Consider the following 18,143-nt stretch of genomic DNA (forward strand, 5'->3'; position numbering starts at 1 on the left):
ACACCCGCCGCCACGCCCTCGGCACCCGCACCCCACCACGAACCATCACGCACACCCTCCAGATCAGGATGTTGCGATGACCGGTTGAGACCGCCTACGAGCAGCGGCGAGGTAGTAGGGGATCTCGCCGAGGTAGCAAGAATCCGCGCGAGGTAGTTCTTCCTCGGTGACGGAAGGACGTCGTGGCGCGCCCTGGGGCCGCGAGTCTGCCCCCAGGGCGCTTCCGTCCACAGGACTCCGGTGGGCGGTGGATCCGATGGTCCGGAGCGTCCAGGGTCGACCCATGAGAGAAGCCGTGCACCTCCCCGCGATCCGGCGCATCGCGGGGATCCTTGAGGCGATGAGCGCCCCAGGATCGCCATGGGCAGGGATGCGCTCGGCCGACGCCGCCCGGCCGCCGTGGGTGCCGGACGCTCTCGAGGCCGCGCACGTCGACGACGGCGACGAGCCCGGGCACGACGACGCGCTCCTGGAGCTCGTGGGTCGGCTCGCGGGGAGCGCGGCGACCTCGCTCTGGTTCAGTCACGACACTGCCGCGATGCTGCACGGTGCATGGACCTACCGGACACCACCGCTGGTGCATGTGACGCGGGAGGCCAACCCGCACGTGGACGAGGACCACGAACCCTCGGTACGGCGCCATCACACCCCGATGCCTCCCCGGGACCGCGCCTCGGTGCGCGGGGTGCCGGTGACGGCTCTCGCTCGCACTCTTGTCGACTGCATCCGCACCCTCCCGCGCGACGGTGCTCTCGTCGCGTGCGACTCGATGTTCCGGCTGGGCGCCGACCCGGCAGAGGTCTCGCGCATCGTGTCGGCGTCGCGGGGAAAGCGGGGTGTCGTGCGGGCGCGCGAGATCCTCGACCTGTGCGACCCGCGGTCCGGCTCGCCCGGAGAGTCGGTGGTGAGGCTCGCTGCGTCGGACGCCGGGCTTCCACGGCCCGAGTGTCAGCTCGAGGTCCTGACGGCGCGGGGGACCTTCTACGTGGACCTGGGGTGGGAGGACGTCAGGCTCGCCGTCGAGTTCGACGGGGAGCTCAAGTACGAGGATCAGCCCGAGGAGGTCCGCCGCGCCGAGGCTGCACGGCAGCGCGCGCTCGAAGACGCGGGATGGATCGTCGTCCGCGTCCGGTGGGAGGCCCTGGGCGACCCGGAGGCGCTCGAGCACCTCATCCGGGGCGCATACCTCGCCGCGCGACGGCGCGCCCTGCTCGGGCTGACCGCCTGACCTCTTCCCGCTCGTTCGCGACGACGACGGCGGCCGCTCAGGTGAGCGGCCGCCGTCGTCGTGTCTCGCGCGTACTACCTCGCCGAGCCTCGTACTACCTCGGCAGGTCCGGTACTACCTCGGCAGGTCCGGTACTACCTCGGCAGGTCCGGTACTACCTCGGCGGGGCTACTTGGTGTCCTCCGCGAGCGAGCCGAGGTAGAGGGAGATGACCTTCGGGTCGGACTGCAGCTCGCGGCCGGTGCCCGTGTACGCGTCCTTGCCCTGGTCGAGCACGTAGCCGCGGTCGCAGATCTGCAGGCAGCGGCGGGCGTTCTGCTCCACCATGATGATCGACACGCCGGCCTTGTTGATCATCCGGGTGCGCAGGAACGTCTCGTCCTGGCGCACCGGGGACAGGCCGGCCGACGGCTCGTCGAGCAGCAGCACGGACGGGTTCATCATGAGCGCCCGGGCCATGGCCACCATCTGCCGCTCGCCACCGGACATGGCGCCGGCACGCTGGCTGCGGCGCTCGTGCAGCACGGGGAACAGGTCGCGGATGAACGACCAGCGCTCGTCGAAGACCCTCGGGCGCAGGTACACCCCCATCCGCATGTTCTCCTCGACCGACAGCGACGGGAAGACGTTGTTGGTCTGCGGCACGAACCCGACGCCGCGCGCCACGAGGGCGTTCGCCTTCATGCCGGTGATGTCGTCCCCGCCCAGGGTCACGGTGCCGGAGTGGATCTTCACCAGCCCGAACAGCGCCTTGAGCAGGGTGGACTTGCCGGCGCCGTTGGGGCCGATGATCCCCACGAGCTCGCCCTTGCCCACCTCGATCGAGCAGCCGTCGAGGATGTGCACCCCCGGGATGTAGCCCGCGACGAGGTTGTCGGCCCGCAGCAGCAGCTCCTTCCCCTCGGGGACGCCGCCCTGGTGGGCCTCGGTCGTCAGGGTGTCGGTCATCGCTTCTCCTCCTCGGCCTCGAGCCGGGCCAGGATCTCGGGGTCGAGCAGGGAGTCGTCGCCCAGGTCGGTGTCGTGGTGGGCGCCGAGGTAGGCGTCGACCACGGCCTGGTCCTGCATCACCGTCGTGGGCGGGCCCTCGGCGACGATCCGGCCCTCCGCCATGACCACCACCCAGTCGGAGATGTGCCGCACGGCGTGCATGTCGTGCTCGACGAACAGCACGGTCATGCCCTCGTCGCGCAGCGCCTGCACGTGCCCCAGGAGGGACTGCACGAGGGCGGGGTTCACGCCCGCCATCGGCTCGTCGAGCATGATCATCGTCGGGTCGGTCATGAGGGCGCGCGCCATCTCGAGCAGCTTGCGCTGCCCGCCCGACAGCGACCCGGCGAAGTCGCCGGCCTTCGCGTCGAGCTTGAACCGGGCGAGGATCTCCATCGCCTTCTCGGTGGCGGCCTTCTCGTGCGCCCGCCAGGTGAACGGGAGCCACGAGAGCCAGAACCGCTCGCCGGGGTTCTTGGGCGACGCGAGCAGCATGTTCTGCAGCACCGTGAGCCGCGACAGGGCCTTGGTCAGCTGGAACGTGCGGACCATGCCCGCCTGGGCGACGCGTGCCCCGCTCTTGCCGGCGAGCGAGTTCCCCTCGAAGCTCCAGCGCCCGCTCTGCGGGGTGTCGAAGCCGGTGAGCAGGTTGAAGAACGTCGTCTTCCCGGCGCCGTTGGGGCCGATGAGCGCCGTGATGGCCCCCCGCTGCACCTCGAGGTGGTCGACGTCGACCGCCGTCATGCCGCCGAAGCGGCGCACGACGTCGTCGGCCACGAGGATCGCGTCCGGCTTCGGCGCACCGACGACGGGGTCGACCTGCGCGAGGTCGTCGCGCGCCTCGGCGGCGACGGCGGAGGTGGGGGCGACGGCGGCCGCGGCGGCCGCGTCGACGACGGACTCGGGCTGGTCGGCGGCGTCGCCGGCCTGGCCGGCCGTGGTCTCTTCGGACATGTCAGCGGACATTGAAGGCCAGCTCCTTCTTGTTCCCGAGGATGCCCTGCGGCCTGAAGATCACGAGGAGCATGAGCGTGATACCCACCAGCATGCCGCCGATCTGCTCCACGTTGGTGGTGCTGACGATCTCGCCCACGGCGGTGTTCTCCGACAGGGCACGCATCCCGGTGCGCATGAACATGTACGCGCCGAAGAAGATCATCGCGCCGAGCACCGGCCCGAAGACGGTGGCGGCCCCGCCGAGCAGCAGCACGGTCCACACGAAGAACGTCATCGTGCGGCTCATCGCGTCGGGCGCGATGGTGATCGGCAGCACGTAGAGCACGCCGCCGAGGGAGCCGAGGACGCCGCCCAGCACGAGGGACTGCAGCTTGTACGAGTAGACGTTCTTGCCGAGGGCGCGCACGGCGTCCTCGTCCTCGCGGATGCCCTTGAGGACGCGGCCCCACGGGCTGCGCGTGATCAGCCAGACGAAGAGCAGCGCCAGCGCGACGAGGCTCCACGCGAAGATCCGCGTCCACCAGGAGTCGGAGCCGGTGTTGATGTACTCGAGCGGGCCGATCGACGTGCGCCCGTCGGGCAGCGGCGACAGGTCCTGGAAGGTGCCCTTGTAGTCACGGCCCTGCAGGCCGGACGCGCCGCCCGTCCACTCCTGAAGCCACGTGGACCGGCCGATCCAGCGGATGATCTCGGCGGCCGAGATCGTGACGATGGCGAGATAGTCGCCGCGCAGCTGCAGCGTCGGGATGCCGAGGAGCAGCGCGAAGACCAGCCCGGCCGCCATCGCCACCAGCAGCGCCACGAAGAACGGGGCCCCGGCGATGGTCGCGATGCCGAAGCCGTAGGCGCCGAGCAGCATGAAGCCCGCCTGGCCCATGTTGAGCAGGCCGGTGTACCCGAAGTGCAGGTTGAGCCCGATGGCGGCGAGCGCGTAGGCCGCCGTCGTCGGGGCGATGAGCTCGGCGAGCGACTGGGTGAGGATTCTGAGGAACTCGTCCATGGTCGGTCTCCCTTCAGCCGATCCGCTCGCGGCGGCCCAGGATGCCCTGCGGCCGGATCAGGAGCACGAGGATGAGGATCACGAGCGCCGACGCGTACCGCAGGTCGCTCTGGATCACGAGGTTGGACAGCTCGACGACGAGGCCGATGAGGATCGACCCGACGAGGGCGCCGAACGCGGTGCCGAGCCCGCCGAGCGTCACGGCGGCGAACATCAGCAGCAGGAGCTGCACGCCGAGCTGCCAGTTGAACGACCCGTACGAGATGCCCCACATGATCCCGGCGAGCGCCGCGAACGCGGTGGCGAGGATCCACACCACGCGGACGACCTTGTCGGGGTCGATGCCGGTGGCCGAGGCGAGCGCCGGGTTGTCGGACACGGCGCGCGTCGCCCGGCCCAGCCGGGTGCGCGTGAGGAACAGCGCGAAGCCGATCAGGCACACCAGGGCGACGACCATCGAGATCCACGAGGCGGTGCTGAGCGTGATCCCGGCGATCGTCAGGGGCTGCGGGTTGCGCGACAGGATCCGCTCGGAGCCGCCGCCGATCATCAGCTGGATCACGTACTGCAGCGTGATCGACAGGCCGATCGAGACGATCATCAGCTGCATCACGGGCGTGCCGCGTCGTCGTAGCGGGCGCCAGAGGGCGGCGTCCTGCGCGAGGCCGGTGAGGGCGCAGACCGCGATGGTCAGCAGGCCGCCCACCCAGATCGACATGCCCAGCTGGTTGATCGCGATGAACCCGAGCGCGGCGCCGAGGGCGAACTGCTCGCCGTGGGCGAAGTTCGACAGCCCGGTGGTACCGAACACGAGGTTCAGGCCGATGGACGCGAGCGCGAGCAGCAGGCCGAAGCGGATGCCGGAGCCGAACTGCTGCCACACCTGGCCCCAGGAGAACGCGCGCTGCGAGGCGTCGCCCTCCGGCGCGGTGCCCACGCCCTCGTCGGTCGTGCCGGTCCCGGTGCCGGCGTCGGTGGCGTCGTCGCCGGGCGTGGCCGTCGTCGCCTCGTCGGAGGGGGCCGTCGTGGCCGCCGCCTCACCGCCGACCTTGAAGGCCACGCGCCCGGTGCCGCCGGTCTGGGCGGGGACCTCGAGCGTCGTATCGGCGCCCTCGGGCAGCTGCTCGCCGGCGGGCAGCGACGCCGGGTCGAGGGTCACGGTGTACCGGCCGACCTCGGGCACCGCCACGGACACGGGGGCGTCCCCCGTGGTGGTGACGGTCTCGTCGAAGCCGCCGGGCCCGGTGATCGTCACCTCGGCGTCGGCGATGCGGTCGCCCGCGTCGTTCATGACGACGACGGCGACGCAGGCGGTCGAGTCGTCTGGCTTGCAGTCGGTCGCGACGGCGGTCGCGACCCTCGTGCCGGTGGTACTGGTGCTGGTGGCGGCGCTGCTGGTGTGCGCCGTGTCCGCTCCCGTGGTCGCCTGCGCTGGTGGCGAGGCGAGCACGGCAGGGGCGAGGGCGATCGCGAGCGCTGCCACCGTGCGGCGCAGCGCGATCGCCCTGGTCGGTCGGTCCGTCGTCATCGGCCGGGTCCTCCGTGTGTCGATGTCGTTACCCCGGGGGCGAGCCCGGGGTTCCGCCCGCTCACCCCGTCGATGCAGGGACACTAAAGGCCCCATGTATCCCCGGCGTTTCGCGAGCGTGCCGCGAGTGTAGCGAGCCAGATGTGACGCAGATGACAGATCCAGGTCACAGTCCGGCATCACGCGGGCGGAATCCGGGCGTCGGTCGTGCGGACCTAGGCTGGCCGGGTGCCTGACGACCTGACCGCTGCCGCAGACCGAGCCGCCGCCCCCGCCGCCGAGGAGGCCCCCGTCGCCGTCCCCGACCGCGCTCCTGTCGCGGAGCGCCGTCCGACCGTCCGCCGGCACCACGGCGACGCGTTCGTCGACGACTACGAGTGGCTGCGGGACAAGTCCTCGCCCGAGGTGCTGGCGCACCTGGAGGCGGAGAACGCGTGGACGCAGGCGCAGCTGGCGCACCTGGCCCCGCTGCGGCAGGCGGTCTTCGACGAGATCAAGGCGCGCACCCTCGAGTCGGACCTGTCGGTGCCGGTGCGGATGGGCGGGTCCTGGTACTACACGCGCACGGAGGAGGGGCGGCAGTACCCCATCCACGCGCGCGTGCCTGCGGCGGGCGAGTGGGCGCCGCCGCGGATCGAGGCGGGCACGGTGCCCGCGGGCGAGCAGGTGCTGCTCGACCAGAACGTCGCGGCCGACGGGCACGACTTCTTCTCCCTCGGCTCGTTCGACGTCTCCGAGGACGGCACGCGGCTGGCCTACGCCGTCGACACCCAGGGCGACGAGCGGTTCACGCTGCGCGTGCGCGACCTGACGACGGGCGCGGACCTGCCCGACGTCGTCGAGGACACGTTCCCGGGCGCCGTCCTCACCCCGGACGGCCGGTACGTCTTCTACCCGACGGTCGACGACGCGTGGCGGCCCTACCGGATCTGGCGGCACGAGGTCGGCACACCGGCGTCGGACGACGTGCTGGTGCTGGAGGAGCCCGACGAGCGGTTCTGGATCGGCGTCGGGCTCACCCGCTCGCGCCGCTACCTGGTGATCGAGGCCGGGTCCAAGACGACCAGCGAGGCGCGCGTCCTCGAGGCGGACGACCCCACGGGCGAGTTCCGCGTCGTCTGGGAGCGGCGGGACGACGTCGAGTACACGGTGGAGCACGCCGTCCTCGACGCCGACGGCGAGCGCGGGACGAGGCGGGACGCCCTCCTCGTGCTGCACAACGACGGCGCGGAGAACTTCGAGCTCGTCCTCACGGACGTCCCCGCCCGCGCCGACCAGGACGGCGCCGGGTCCCTCGACCCGGCGGCCGCGGCCGTCGTCGTGCCGCACGACCCGGACGTGCGCCTCGAGGGCGTGGACGCCTTCGCCCGCCACGTGGTGCTGAGCCTGCGGCGCGAGGCGCTGCCGCGGGTGGCCGTCGTCGAGCTGGCGCGCACGACGGCGGACCAGCCGTGGACGGCGCGGGAGATCGACGTCGACGAGCCGCTGTTCTCCGTCGCCCTCGACGGGAACCCGACGTGGGAGCAGCCGCTGCTGCGGGTGCAGCACACGTCGTTCGTCACGCCCGCCACCGTGGTGGACGTCGACCTCGCCACGGGCGAGCGGCACGTGCGCAAGCGGCAGCCCGTGCTGGGCGGCTACGACCCGGCCGACTACGTGCAGCACCGTGAGTGGGCCACGGCCGAGGACGGCACGCGCGTGCCGATCAGCCTGGTGTGGCGGCGCGACGCGGTGACGCTCGACGGCTCCGGCACGCGCGCCGAGCCCGCCCCGCTCCTCCTGTACTCGTACGGGGCCTACGAGACGAGCATCGACCCGTACTTCTCCGTCCCGCGCCTCAGCCTGCTCGACCGCGGCGTCGTCTTCGCCGTCGCGCACGTGCGCGGCGGTGGCGAGCTGGGCCGCCGCTGGTACGACGACGGCAAGCTCGCGGCCAAGGAGCACACGTTCACCGACCTCGTCGCGTGCGGGCGGCACCTCGTGGAGTCGGGCTGGACGTCGCCGGAGCGGATGGTGGCCGACGGCGCCAGCGCGGGCGGGCTCACCGTGGGCGCGGCGCTCAACCTGGCGCCCGACCTGTTCGAAGGGGTGCTCGCGGGCGTGCCGTTCGTCGACGCGCTCACCTCCATGCTCGACCCGACCCTGCCGCTCACCGTCGTCGAGTGGGACGAGTGGGGCGATCCCCTGCACGACGCCGCGGTGTACGCCCGCATGAAGGGGTACACGCCGTACGAGAACGTGCCCGACGACGCGTCCGCGTACCCGCGCGTCCTGGCGACGACGTCGCTACACGACACCCGCGTGCTGTACGTCGAGCCCGCCAAGTGGGTCGCACGCCTGCGGGCCGCGGGCGCCCCGGCGCTGCTGAAGATCGAGATGTCCGCCGGGCACGGCGGCGTCTCCGGGCGGTACGCGCGCTGGGAGGAGATCGCGTTCGAGCACGCGTGGACGCTCGACGTCCTCGGCGCGGCGTGAGGAACGCCCGTATGACCGGTGCGCGCCGCGGGTGAACCCTGCGTGGCCGATCCCACATCGCGGGGTTGGAACGGCGGGCGCGCCCCGGACGTCGTAACGTCGCGGGGCCGGGGTCGTGCGGCCCCGCCAACTCGTCGCTGAGCCGGCTCCGTGCTCCTCCCGCGCGACCGGTCGTCTGGAGCTCGTGTGTCAGGAAACGCCACCACCAGGTTCGCAGGTGTCTCGCTGCTGGCCGTGACCAGCAGGATCCCGGCAGGGGTGCGGACCTCCGCCGCGGTGCAGCAACGGCTCGCTCCCGCGCTGCGGCGCCTGCGGCTGCCGACCACGCTGCTGCAACGCGTCGCCGGCGTGCGCGAGCGGCGTGCCTGGACGGCCGGCGAGGACGTGGACGACGCGACCGTCGCCGCCGGGCGTGAGGCGCTCGCCGTCGCGGGCGTCGAGCCCGCCGACGTCGGCCTGCTCATCAACACCTCTGTGACGCGCCGCCACCTCGAGCCGTCCGTCGCCGTGCGCCTGCACCACGGGCTGGGGCTGCCGTCGTCCGCGGTGAACTTCGACGTCGCCAACGCCTGCCTCGGCTTCATCAACGGCATGAGCCTCGCCGCCGGGATGATCGAGTCCGGCCAGGTCCGGTACGCCGTCGTGGTGGACGGCGAGGACGCCGACGTCATCCACGACCGCACCATCGAGCGCCTGCTGCAGGAGGACCGCAGCCGCGACGACTTCATGCAGGAGTTCGCGTCCCTCACCCTCGGCTCCGGCTCCGCCGCGGCCGTGCTGGGCCGCACCGACGAGCACCCCGAGGGCCACCGCGTGCTCGGCGGCGTCACCCGCGCCGCCACGCAGTTCCACGACCTGTGCGTGGGCAGCACCGAGGGCATGTTCACCGACGCGAAGGCCCTGCTCGACGGCGGCCTCGAGCTCGTCGTCGACGCCTGGAAGGACGCCGTCGCCGACTGGGACTGGGCGCGCATGGACCGGTACGTCACCCACCAGGTGTCGCGCGTGCACACCGACGCCATCGTCGAGGCCGTCGGCCTGGACCGCGCCAAGGTGCCCACCACCTACGAGCGCTACGGCAACGTCGGCCCGGCGTCCGTGCCCATCACCCTCGTGGAGCAGCAGGACTCGCTGAGTGCCGGCGACCGCGTGCTGCTCATGGGCGTCGGGTCCGGCATCAACACGGCGATGCTGGAGCTCGCGTGGTGACGGGCGCGACCCGCACCGTGCCGTCCCGGACCCCCCGACCCGCCGACACCGCGCCCCCGGGCCTGCCCGGCCTCGACCCGCGCCACAGCCACGTGCTGACCGACGCGCGCGGCGCGTCGTGGCACTACCTCGACACCGGGCCCGAGCTCGCCGCGCGCGGCGTCGAGGCCGTCGGCACGGTGCTCGCCGTGCACGGCAACCCCACCTGGTCGTACCTGTGGCGCCGACTCGTCGCCGACGCGCTGGATGCCGCGGCCGCCGGCGCGCCCGCCTGGCGCGTCGTCGCCGTCGACCAGCTCGAGATGGGACTCTCCCAGCGCACCGGCGAGCACCGGCCGCTCGCCCGCCGCGTGGCCGACCTCGGCGCGTTCACCGACGCGCTCGGGCTGACGGGGCCGGTCGTGACGCTCGGCCACGACTGGGGCGGCGTCGTCTCGCTCGGCTGGGCCGTCGACCACCCCGAGCAGCTCGCCGGCGTCGCGCTGCTCAACACCGCCGTGCACCAGCCCGACGACGCGCCGATCCCCGCGCCGCTGCGCCTCGCGCTCGCCGGCCCCGTGCACCGCGTCGGGACGCGCACCACCCGCGCCTTCCTCGAGACGACCCTGGCGCTCGCCCGCCCGCGCCTGGCCGCCGACGTCGCCGCCGCCTACCGCCTGCCGTACCTCATTGCCGACGAGCGCGACGGCATCGAGGGCTTCGTCGCCGACATCCCAGTCGACGACGCCCACCCCAGCGCGGACGAGCTGCACCGCATCGCCGCCGGCGTCGCCGGGCTGACCGTGCCCGCCGTGATGCTGTGGGGGCCGCACGACCCGATCTTCTCCGACCGGTACCTCGACGACCTGGTCCGGCGGCTGCCGCACGCGCACGTGCACCGGTTCGCGGACGCCGGGCACCTGATCGCCGAGGACGTCGACTGGGCTCCTCCGGTGCTGTCGTGGTTGTCCTCGCTGTCGGCCGAGGTTGCCGACCCCTCCGCCTCGTCGGATCCCTCGCCGTCGTTCGTGCCCCTGTGGGCGGCGCTGGACGCGCGGGCCGACGACGCCGCGCCGGCGGTGCTGGACATGGCGGCCCAGGGCGGCGACGGCCGGCCGTTCACGGCGAGCTGGCGGGCGCTGGACCGGCAGGTGCGGCGCATCGCCGCGGGGCTGCACGGCATCGGCGTGCGGCGGGGCGACCGGGTGTCGCTGCTGGTCGAGCCGGGACCGACGCTGACGGCGCTGGTGTACGCGTGCCTGCGGATCGGCGCCGTCGTGGTGGTGGCCGACGCCGGGCTGGGGGTGCGCGGGCTGACGCGGGCGCAGCGGGGCGCGTGGCCGCGGTTCGTCGTCGCGCAGCGCAAGGGGCTCGCCGCCGCGCGGGCGCTCGGCTGGCCGGGGGTGCGGATCTCGGCCGAGCCGCTTGCTCCGGCGGCGCGCCGGGCGCTCGGGGTGACGCACGAGCTGGTCGACGTCGCCCGGGCGGGCGAGGGGCGCCCGCTGCCGCCGGAGCCCGGCCCGCACGACGAGGCCGCCGTGCTGTTCACGTCCGGCTCGACGGGCCCGGCGAAGGGCGTCGTCTACCGGCACGCCGAGCTGTCCGCGCTGCGCGACGCGCTCGCGGCGCACTTCGACGTCGGGCCCGAGACGGGCCTCGTCACCGGGTTCGCGCCGTTCGCGCTGCTGGGGCCGGCGCTCGGCACGCGGTCGGTGACGCCGGTGATGGACGTGTCGTCGCCCGCGACGCTCACCGCGCGGGCCGTCGCCGACGCGGTGCGGGCGTCCGACGCGCGCATCGTGTTCCTGTCGCCGGCGGCGATCCTCAATGTCGTCGACACCGCCGACGCCCTCGACGGTCCCGAGTCGGCTGCCGACCGGGCGGCCCTGTTCCGGGTGCGGACGTTCCTCTCGACGGGTGCGCCGATCTCGGCCGAGCTGCTGGGCTCGGCGGCGGCGCTCATGCCGTCCGCGACCCCGCACACCCCGTACGGGATGACGGAGTGCCTGCTCGTCACGGACATCACGTTCGACGGCATCCGGGACGCGGCCGCGGCGCCGGACGCCGGCGTCTGCGTGGGCCGGCCCGTCGGCGGCGGCGAGGTGCTGGTCAGCGCGCTCGACGACGACGGCGCCGCGACCGGCGCGCCGTCGGACGCACCGGGCGTGCTGGGCGAGGTGCTGGTACGCGCCGGGCATCTCAAGGAGCGCTACGACCGCCTGTGGCTCACCGACCTGGCCGCCGAGCGCGACACCCCGCCGGGCCGCTGGCACCGCACGGGCGACGTCGGGCACCTGGACGACCAGGGTCGCCTGTGGATCGAGGGGCGCCTCGCGCACGTGCTGCGCACGGCCGACGGCCCGCTCGCGCCCGTGGGACCCGAGCAGCACGTGGAGCGCGTGCCCGAGGTGCGGCGCGCCGCCGTCGTCGGCGTCGGGCCCGTGGGGGTGCAGCAGCCGGTCGCCGTCGTCGAGACCACCGGCGCCACGCGGCGCCCCGGCCTCGCGCCCGACGACCTCGCCGCCGCCGCGCGAGCCGCGTCGCCGGTGCCGCTGGCCGCCGTGCTGGTGGTGCCCCGCATGCCGACCGACGTCCGGCACAACTCCAAGATCGACCGCACCCGGCTGGCGAGGTGGGCGGACGGCGTGCTCACCGGCGGACGGGTGGGGAAGCCGTGACCGTGCTCGTGACCGGCGCGTCCGGGCTGCTCGGCGGCGCCGTGGCCCGCGCCCTCGTGACCCGCGGCGACGACGTGCGCACGCTGCAGCGTCGCCCGTCCGGCGTCGACGGCGCGGCCGACGTGCTCGGCTCCGTGACCGACCCGGACGTCGTCGCTCGGGCCGTGGACGGCGTCGACGGCGTCGTCCACCTGGCCGCGAAGGTGTCCCTGGCGGGGGCGCCGGCGGAGTTCCACGAGGTGAACGTGGAGGGCACGCGGACCCTCCTGGGGGCCGCCGAGCGCGCGGGGGTGCGCCGGTTCGTGCAGGTGTCGTCGCCGTCGGTGGCGCACCTGGGGACGTCGCTGGTCGGCGCCCCGGCCACGCCCGCCGACCCCGAGGGCGCCCGCGGCGAGTACGCCCGGACCAAGGCCGCCGCCGAGGTGCTCGCGCTGGGTCGCGACGCCGGGTCCGGGCGCGGGCCGCGCGTCGTCGCCGTCCGGCCGCACATCGTCTGGGGCCCGGGGGACACGCAGCTCGTGGAGCGCATCGTCGACCGTGCCGCGCGCGGCCGCCTGCCGCTGCTGGGCCACGGCGCGGCCCTCATCGACACGCTCTACGTGGACAACGCGGCCGACGGGATGCTCGCGGCCCTCGACCGCCTGCGCGACGCGCCCGACGTCGTCGGCGGCCGCGCGTACGTGCTGACCAACGGCGAGCCGCGTACCGTGGCCGACCTGCTGTCCGGCATCTGCCGCGCGGCGGGCGTCCGGCCGCCCGCGTGGCGGGCGCCCGCCGGCCTGGCGCGGACGGCCGGCGGCCTCGTCGAGGCCCTGTGGCGGGTGCGGCCCGGCGCGGACGAGCCGCCCATGACGCGCTTCCTCGCCGAGCAGCTGTCCACCGCGCACTGGTTCGACCAGCGGGCCACGCGCCGCGACCTGGACTGGGTCCCGGCCGTGAACATGGACGAGGGACTGCGGCGCCTGGCGGCGCACTACGGGGGCACCGGGCCCGTGCTTCCGTAGGCGGCGGCAGATCCGCCGCGCCACGCGCGACCGCGACACGCCGCCGTCAGATGAACAGCAGGTGAACAGTCCCGGAACAGTTCACCGAACGGCCCACGGACGGTCGAAAACGCTCAGGTTCACCCCCCACGATGGGTGCCGTGACCGAGACGCTTCTGCTCGCGCTCGTCGTCGTGACGGCCCTCGCTTTCGACTTCACGAACGGGTTCCACGACACGGGCAACGCGATGGCCACCTCCATCGCCACCCGAGCCCTCAAGCCCCGGACCGCCGTCGCGCTGTCCGCCGTCCTCAACCTCGTCGGCGCCTTCCTCTCCCTCGCCGTCGCCGCCACGATCGCCAAGGGCATCGTCGACGCCGGGGTGATCACCCTGCCCGTCGTGCTCGCCGGCCTGGTCGGCGGCATCGTCTGGAACCTCATCACCTGGCTGTTCGGCATCCCCTCGAGCTCCTCGCACGCCCTGGTGGGCGGCATGGTGGGCGCCGTGCTCGCCGCCGTCGGCACGTCGGGCGTGCTGTGGGAGGGCGTGATCGCCAAGGTGCTCGTGCCCGCCCTCATCGCCCCCGTGGTCGCGATCGCGGTGGCCGGCCTGGGCACGTGGCTCGTGGCCCGCCTGACCCGCGGCGTGCCGCAGGACGTGACGAACCGCGGCTTCCGCTGGGGCCAGATCGGCTCCGCGTCGCTCGTCTCCCTCGCGCACGGCACCAACGACGCGCAGAAGTCGATGGGCATCATCCTGCTCGCGCTCATCGCGGGCGGTGCGGTGCCGGCCGACTCCGGCGTCCCGTTCTGGGTCATCGTGTCGTGCGCCCTCGCGATGGCGATCGGCACCTACCTGGGCGGCTGGCGCGTCATCCGCACCCTCGGCAAGGGCCTCGTCGAGATCGACACCCGCCAGGGCATGGCCGCCGAGACGTCGTCCGCCGCCGTCATCCTGCTGTCCAGCCACTTCGGCTTCTCGCTCTCGACGACGCACGTCGCCACCGGCTCCGTGCTCGGCTCGGGCGTCGGCATGCCGGGCGCGAAGGTCCGGTGGAGCGTCGCGGGCCGCATGTTCGTGGCCTGGATGGTCACCCTCCCCGCGGCCGGCCTGGTCGGCGCGCTGTGCCACTGGCTGGAGTCGTCCATCGGCGGCGCCGCCGGCACCATCGCCGTCTTCCTGCTGCTGATCGTCGCCTCCGCGGCCATCTGGGTCGCGTCGCGCCGCAAGCCCGTCGACCACACCAACGTCAACGAGGCGTGGGACGAGGAGAAGGGCGCGTCCCTCGAGGCCGTCGCCGCCACCACCGGCGAGGCCGGCGGCGAGCGCGTCGGGCCCGTGCCCGCCGTGGCCACCGCCTCGTCCGTCGCCCCGGCCGTCGGCGCCGTGGGTACCGTCAGCGCCCCGTCGAACCCGAAGGTGGGAGCATGAACTTCATCGAGTGGGGCGCCCTCGGCCAGGTCCTCGTGGCCGGGCTGATCGTGGGCGCCGGCATCCCCGCCCTCTTCGCCCTCGGCCTGCGGCTGCTCGCCGGCACGACGCCGGTCGACGCGCCCGCAGCGCCGTCGTCGGCTCCGCGCGGGTCCGACGCGAACGAGGCGCCGACGGCGCGCGCCGTCGCCATCCCGCGGCCGTCGCCCGCCCGCCTCGCCGGCGCGATCGCCTGCATGGGCGTCGTGGTCGGGGCCATCGCCTTCGGGCTGGTGTTCCTGGTCTCCGGCGGCCACTGACCGACCTGCCTTCGAGCAGGCGATCCGTCGCGCCAACCCACGGGATGGCGCGACGGATCGCTTGCTCGAAGGCGTTTCCGGCTCAGCCGCGGACAGGTCCGCCTCGGCGCAGCGCGGTGGCCGCGGCGGCGAGGGCCTGCGCCGCGCGCTCGTCGCCGAGCTGCACGCAGGCGTCGACGGCCGCCGCCGTGCGCGGCCCGCGCAGCCCCGCCAGCGTCGCGCGCAGCACGTCGGCGTCGTGCACTGTGCCGAGCAGGTCCTGCAGCTCGCGGTGGTGCGCGACGACGTCGTCGGCCCAGCGGTCGGTGGCATGGTCGCCGGATCCCGCGAGCACCTCGGCGGCGTAGCGGGCGCGGCGGGCGGCCTTGCGCAGCCGGTGCACGACGTCGGGCGCCGGGCGTGCTGCCGAGGTCGCCGACCCGGTGCCTCCCGCGGCGGACGCCGGTGACGGTCCGTCCTCCGGTGCGGGGCCGTGCCATCCGGCGACCGGCCCGGCGCGCCGCCCGACCCGCGCCAGCTCGCGCTCGACGCCGGGACGCAGCGTCACCGCGGCCTCGCCGCCGGCGCCCGGGCCGAGCGGCGGCGCCGACGCGAGCGCGCCCACCCGGGCCGTGAGGTCACGGCAGCGGGTTGACGCGAGCGCCGACCTCACCGCCGTCCGCGCGTCGTCGTGGGCCGCCCGCAGCGCGCCGTCCAGCACGATCAGCCCTGCCCGCACGCCCGAGGGCGCGGACACCAGGTCGCGGGCCAGCGCCGCGAGCCCGTCCCGCTGCACCTCCGCGTCGCGCGCCGCGCCGAGGGCGCGCACCCACCAGGTGAGCGCCCCGACCGTGCCCGGCTCGGCGGCCGTGCAGTCCGGGAAGACCCGCAGCACCGCGCGCAGCCGCCGCACCGCCACGCGGGCGTCGTGCACGGCGTCGGCGGCAGTGCCGGTGACCGGGCTCGTGCCGACGCCCGGGGAGGGGTCGGGGCCTCCGACATCCGGCGCGGTCGCCGCCCGCACGTCCGCGTGGACGCGCAGGACCGTCTCCGCCTGGGCGCGGATCGCGGCGGCGAGGACGTCACCGGCGGTGCGGGCCATGCTCGATCCTCGCCCGCCGCGGCGGGCCTCGCCGGGCGTCAGACGCGGACGGCGCCGACCGACAGCGTGAACCCCTGCTGCACGAAGCTGCCGCCCGCGGCGTCGATCGCGGCGCCGAGCCCCGCCAGGAGGGCGTCGAGCTGCGCGGCCGGGAGCCGGGTGGCGACGCCCGTCGTGGGCACCAGGGACAGCCACTCGTCGCGCGTGTAGGTGCGCTCCCAGGTGTCGCGGCGCTCGCGCGGCTCGGCGCAGCCCGCCGCGCGCAGCTGCCGGGCGACGATCCCGGTGCCCACGCCGACGTCGAGCACCCGCGGCGCCGACGGCGCAGCAGCCGAGGTAGTACCGGAACCGCCGAGGTAGTACCGCGGGCGGCGAGGTAGTGCACCCCTCCGTGAGGTGGTCCGATTCCGTCCGGGTCGTACTATCTCGCGAAGACTCGTACTACCTCGTCGGAAGGCCTGCTACCTCGCGGGATCTGGTACTACCTCGGCAGCCCGGGTACTACCTCGGCATCCCGGGTACTACCTCGGCAGCCCGGCAACTACCTCGTGGGGCCTGGTACTACCTCGGCGGGAGGGTGGCGGCCTTGGCCGCCAGCACCCGGCGGGCGGAGGCGTCGACCTTCTTCGCGAACTCCGGGTCCTTGCGGGCCTTCGCGACCAGGGCGTCCGCCATCGCGGGCACGACGGACGGGTCGGCCGACGCGAGCACCAGGTCGACGCCGGCGTCGACGGCGTCCACCGCCCGCTCGCCGGGCGAGCGGTCCTGCACCTGGGCGGCGGCGGACACGTCGTCGGTCATGACGACGCCGTCGAACCCGAGGTCGCCGCGCAGCAGGTCGTCCACGACGACGGGGGAGAACGGGGCGGGGGCGTCGGGGTCGATGCGCTCGTACACGGCGCTCGACATCATCACGTAGCGCGCGCCCGCGTCGATCCCGCGGGCGAAGACGCGCACGGACGGGTCGTCGCGAGTGGTGACGTCGTCGGTGACGCGCGCCGCGGTGTCCGTGTTCTCCGTGACGCGGCCGAGGCCCGGGAAGTGCTTGATGACGGTCTCGACGCCGGCCGCCCGCTGGCCCGCGCTGAACGCGTTCGCCGAACGGACCACCGAGGTCGGCGTGAAGCCGTAGTTCCGCCCGAAGTAGCCGATGGGCGGGTTGTCCGCGGCGTCGTCCTCGTCCACCAGGTCCATCACGGGCGCGAGGTTGAGGTTCACGCCCGCGGCGGCGAGCTCGTCACCCCAGCCCCGCGCGCGCTTCTGCAGCGTGGCGGGCTTCCAGGTGGCCTGCTCGGTCGCCCTCGGGACGTCGGAGAACCCCGGGCCACGGAGCACCTGGACGAGGCCACCCTCCTGGTCGGTGGCCACGAGCAGCGGCGTGCCGCGGGTCGAGCGGGGGGACACGAGCGCGGTGTACTCGTCGACCAGCTCGCGCGTCGCGTCCACTCCCGCCGTGCTGCGGCCGTGCAGGAAGACGTTGCCCACGTGCTCCTCACGGATCGCCTCGGCGCTCACGGGGGCGGGGTCGCTCACCGACACCCCGACCATGAGCAGCTGGCCCACCTTCTGCTCGAGGCTCCAGCCCGCCAGCGCGTCGTCAGGCGTCGGGGTGCCGGCGGGCTCGGGGGTGGTCGACGCCGTCGGGCTCGGCGACGCGGTCGTCGCGCTCGGGGACGGGCTGGGTGAGCTCGACGGCGCGCCTTCCGAGACGGAGGATGCCGGGCCGGGAGACGGCTCGCTGCCCGCGCCGGAGCACGCGGCGAGCGGGACGACGACGAGCGTCGCGGTGAGCGCGGTGACGGCGGCCCGTGCGGGCCGGCGCCGGGTCACGCGCGCCGGGCAGGTGCACCATCGCGGTGGGCGAGGGTCGCGAGCGCGTCCTGCCAGTGCGCCTGCGAGTTCGTCGCGTGCTGGGCCGTGTCGATGTTCTCCTGCCTCACGGACACGACCGTACCCGTCTCGTCCGGTTCGAGCGCAATGCGAATCTCGTGGTAGTTGTCCTCGACGTCCGCGAGCTCGGCCAGGGGGGAGAAGTGGGTGAAGTGCAGCAGGCGCGGACGCTCGACGGCGATCACCACGCCCTTGTCGGAGAACTGGCGGCCGAAGAAGTGGCCCTCGAACGTGATCGGGCTGCCCGGCTGGAAGTCCGTCTCGATGTTCGCGCCGAGCATCCAGCGCGCGCCCGGGTGCATGAGCTCGGCCCACACCCGCTCGGGCGGCTGGGCCACGTGGATCGACGCCTCGGCCACGTGCGGGTAGCGGTGCTCCGACGTGCTGGTGGGGCTGGTGGGGGTGGTCATGGTG

General features: G+C 74.2%; 15 protein-coding genes. 7 read left to right on the forward strand and 8 right to left on the reverse strand.

The features are described 5' to 3' along the window. The first annotated feature begins 283 nt into the window (after window positions 1–283). Window positions 284–1,228, forward strand: coding sequence for a hypothetical protein (locus ABZ493_RS15630; RefSeq protein WP_430583063.1), 945 nt, complete (start codon window positions 284–286; stop codon window positions 1,226–1,228). Between the two features lie 168 nt (window positions 1,229–1,396). Here the strand turns inward: ABZ493_RS15630 and ABZ493_RS15635 are convergent, their stop codons facing one another. From ABZ493_RS15635 to ABZ493_RS15650, 4 genes are read right to left on the reverse strand one after another with little or no spacing between them, the layout of a single operon-like run. After that, window positions 1,397–2,176, reverse strand: coding sequence for an ABC transporter ATP-binding protein (locus tag ABZ493_RS15635; RefSeq protein WP_430583064.1), 780 nt, complete (start codon window positions 2,174–2,176; stop codon window positions 1,397–1,399). Then, the gene (locus tag ABZ493_RS15640) at window positions 2,173–3,171 is read right to left on the reverse strand and encodes an ABC transporter ATP-binding protein (protein ID WP_430583065.1); all 999 of its coding nucleotides are present in this window, start codon (window positions 3,169–3,171) and stop codon (window positions 2,173–2,175) included. Before ABZ493_RS15640 ends, ABZ493_RS15635 begins: the two co-directional genes overlap by 4 nt. Before the next feature lies 1 nt (window position 3,172). Next, the gene (locus ABZ493_RS15645; RefSeq protein ID WP_430583066.1) at window positions 3,173–4,174 is read right to left on the reverse strand and encodes a branched-chain amino acid ABC transporter permease; all 1,002 of its coding nucleotides are present in this window, start codon (window positions 4,172–4,174) and stop codon (window positions 3,173–3,175) included. 13 nt (window positions 4,175–4,187) lie between these two features. Further along, window positions 4,188–5,702 carry a branched-chain amino acid ABC transporter permease gene (locus ABZ493_RS15650; RefSeq protein ID WP_430583067.1) on the reverse strand — a complete coding sequence of 505 codons (1,515 nt, stop codon included), beginning with the start codon at window positions 5,700–5,702 and terminating at the stop codon, window positions 4,188–4,190. A 228-nt stretch (window positions 5,703–5,930) separates the two neighbouring features. Here ABZ493_RS15650 and ABZ493_RS15655 point away from each other — a divergent pair, with 228 nt between their 5' ends. The 6 genes from ABZ493_RS15655 to ABZ493_RS15680 all read left to right on the forward strand — a co-directional run bounded on the left by ABZ493_RS15655 (window position 5,931) and on the right by ABZ493_RS15680 (window position 14,758). After that, window positions 5,931–8,177 carry a S9 family peptidase gene (locus ABZ493_RS15655; RefSeq protein ID WP_430583068.1) on the forward strand — a complete coding sequence of 749 codons (2,247 nt, stop codon included), beginning with the start codon at window positions 5,931–5,933 and terminating at the stop codon, window positions 8,175–8,177. A 234-nt stretch (window positions 8,178–8,411) separates the two neighbouring features. Beyond that, window positions 8,412–9,386, forward strand: a complete 975-nt coding sequence (locus ABZ493_RS15660) for a 3-oxoacyl-ACP synthase III (protein WP_430583069.1) — start codon at window positions 8,412–8,414, stop codon at window positions 9,384–9,386. Further along, the gene (locus ABZ493_RS15665) at window positions 9,383–12,043 is read left to right on the forward strand and encodes an alpha/beta fold hydrolase (RefSeq protein ID WP_430583070.1); all 2,661 of its coding nucleotides are present in this window, start codon (window positions 9,383–9,385) and stop codon (window positions 12,041–12,043) included. The genes ABZ493_RS15660 and ABZ493_RS15665 overlap by 4 nt, the downstream gene beginning before the upstream one ends. Continuing rightward, complete coding sequence (locus ABZ493_RS15670; protein ID WP_430583071.1) at window positions 12,040–13,047, forward strand: NAD-dependent epimerase/dehydratase family protein; 1,008 nt, start codon at window positions 12,040–12,042, stop codon at window positions 13,045–13,047. Before ABZ493_RS15665 ends, ABZ493_RS15670 begins: the two co-directional genes overlap by 4 nt. Window positions 13,048–13,187: 140 nt before the next feature. After that, window positions 13,188–14,459: an inorganic phosphate transporter gene (locus ABZ493_RS15675; RefSeq protein ID WP_430583072.1), complete on the forward strand. Its 1,272-nt coding sequence runs from the start codon at window positions 13,188–13,190 to the stop codon at window positions 14,457–14,459. Continuing rightward, on the forward strand, window positions 14,456–14,758 hold the full coding sequence (locus ABZ493_RS15680; protein ID WP_430583073.1) for a hypothetical protein: 303 nt from the start codon (window positions 14,456–14,458) through the stop codon (window positions 14,756–14,758). Before ABZ493_RS15675 ends, ABZ493_RS15680 begins: the two co-directional genes overlap by 4 nt. An 82-nt stretch (window positions 14,759–14,840) precedes the next feature. On the opposite strand, the gene ABZ493_RS15685 is transcribed toward ABZ493_RS15680, so the two are convergent. The 4 genes from ABZ493_RS15685 to ABZ493_RS15700 form a co-directional block, all read right to left on the reverse strand. Then, window positions 14,841–15,839 (reverse strand): CHAD domain-containing protein, encoded by a 999-nt coding sequence (locus ABZ493_RS15685; RefSeq protein ID WP_430583074.1) that lies wholly within the window; start codon window positions 15,837–15,839, stop codon window positions 14,841–14,843. 38 nt (window positions 15,840–15,877) lie between these two features. Next, window positions 15,878–16,147: a hypothetical protein gene (locus tag ABZ493_RS15690; RefSeq protein WP_430583075.1), complete on the reverse strand. Its 270-nt coding sequence runs from the start codon at window positions 16,145–16,147 to the stop codon at window positions 15,878–15,880. Between the two features lie 253 nt (window positions 16,148–16,400). Continuing rightward, complete coding sequence (locus ABZ493_RS15695; RefSeq protein WP_430583076.1) at window positions 16,401–17,669, reverse strand: glycoside hydrolase family 3 N-terminal domain-containing protein; 1,269 nt, start codon at window positions 17,667–17,669, stop codon at window positions 16,401–16,403. Beyond that, window positions 17,666–18,139 carry an SRPBCC family protein gene (locus ABZ493_RS15700; protein WP_430583077.1) on the reverse strand — a complete coding sequence of 158 codons (474 nt, stop codon included), beginning with the start codon at window positions 18,137–18,139 and terminating at the stop codon, window positions 17,666–17,668. The genes ABZ493_RS15695 and ABZ493_RS15700 overlap by 4 nt, the downstream gene beginning before the upstream one ends. Window positions 18,140–18,143: the final 4 nt, after the last annotated feature.

Origin of the sequence: Isoptericola sp. NPDC019482, assembly GCF_040632295.1 — a bacterium.
GTDB lineage: Bacteria > Actinomycetota > Actinomycetes > Actinomycetales > Cellulomonadaceae > Isoptericola.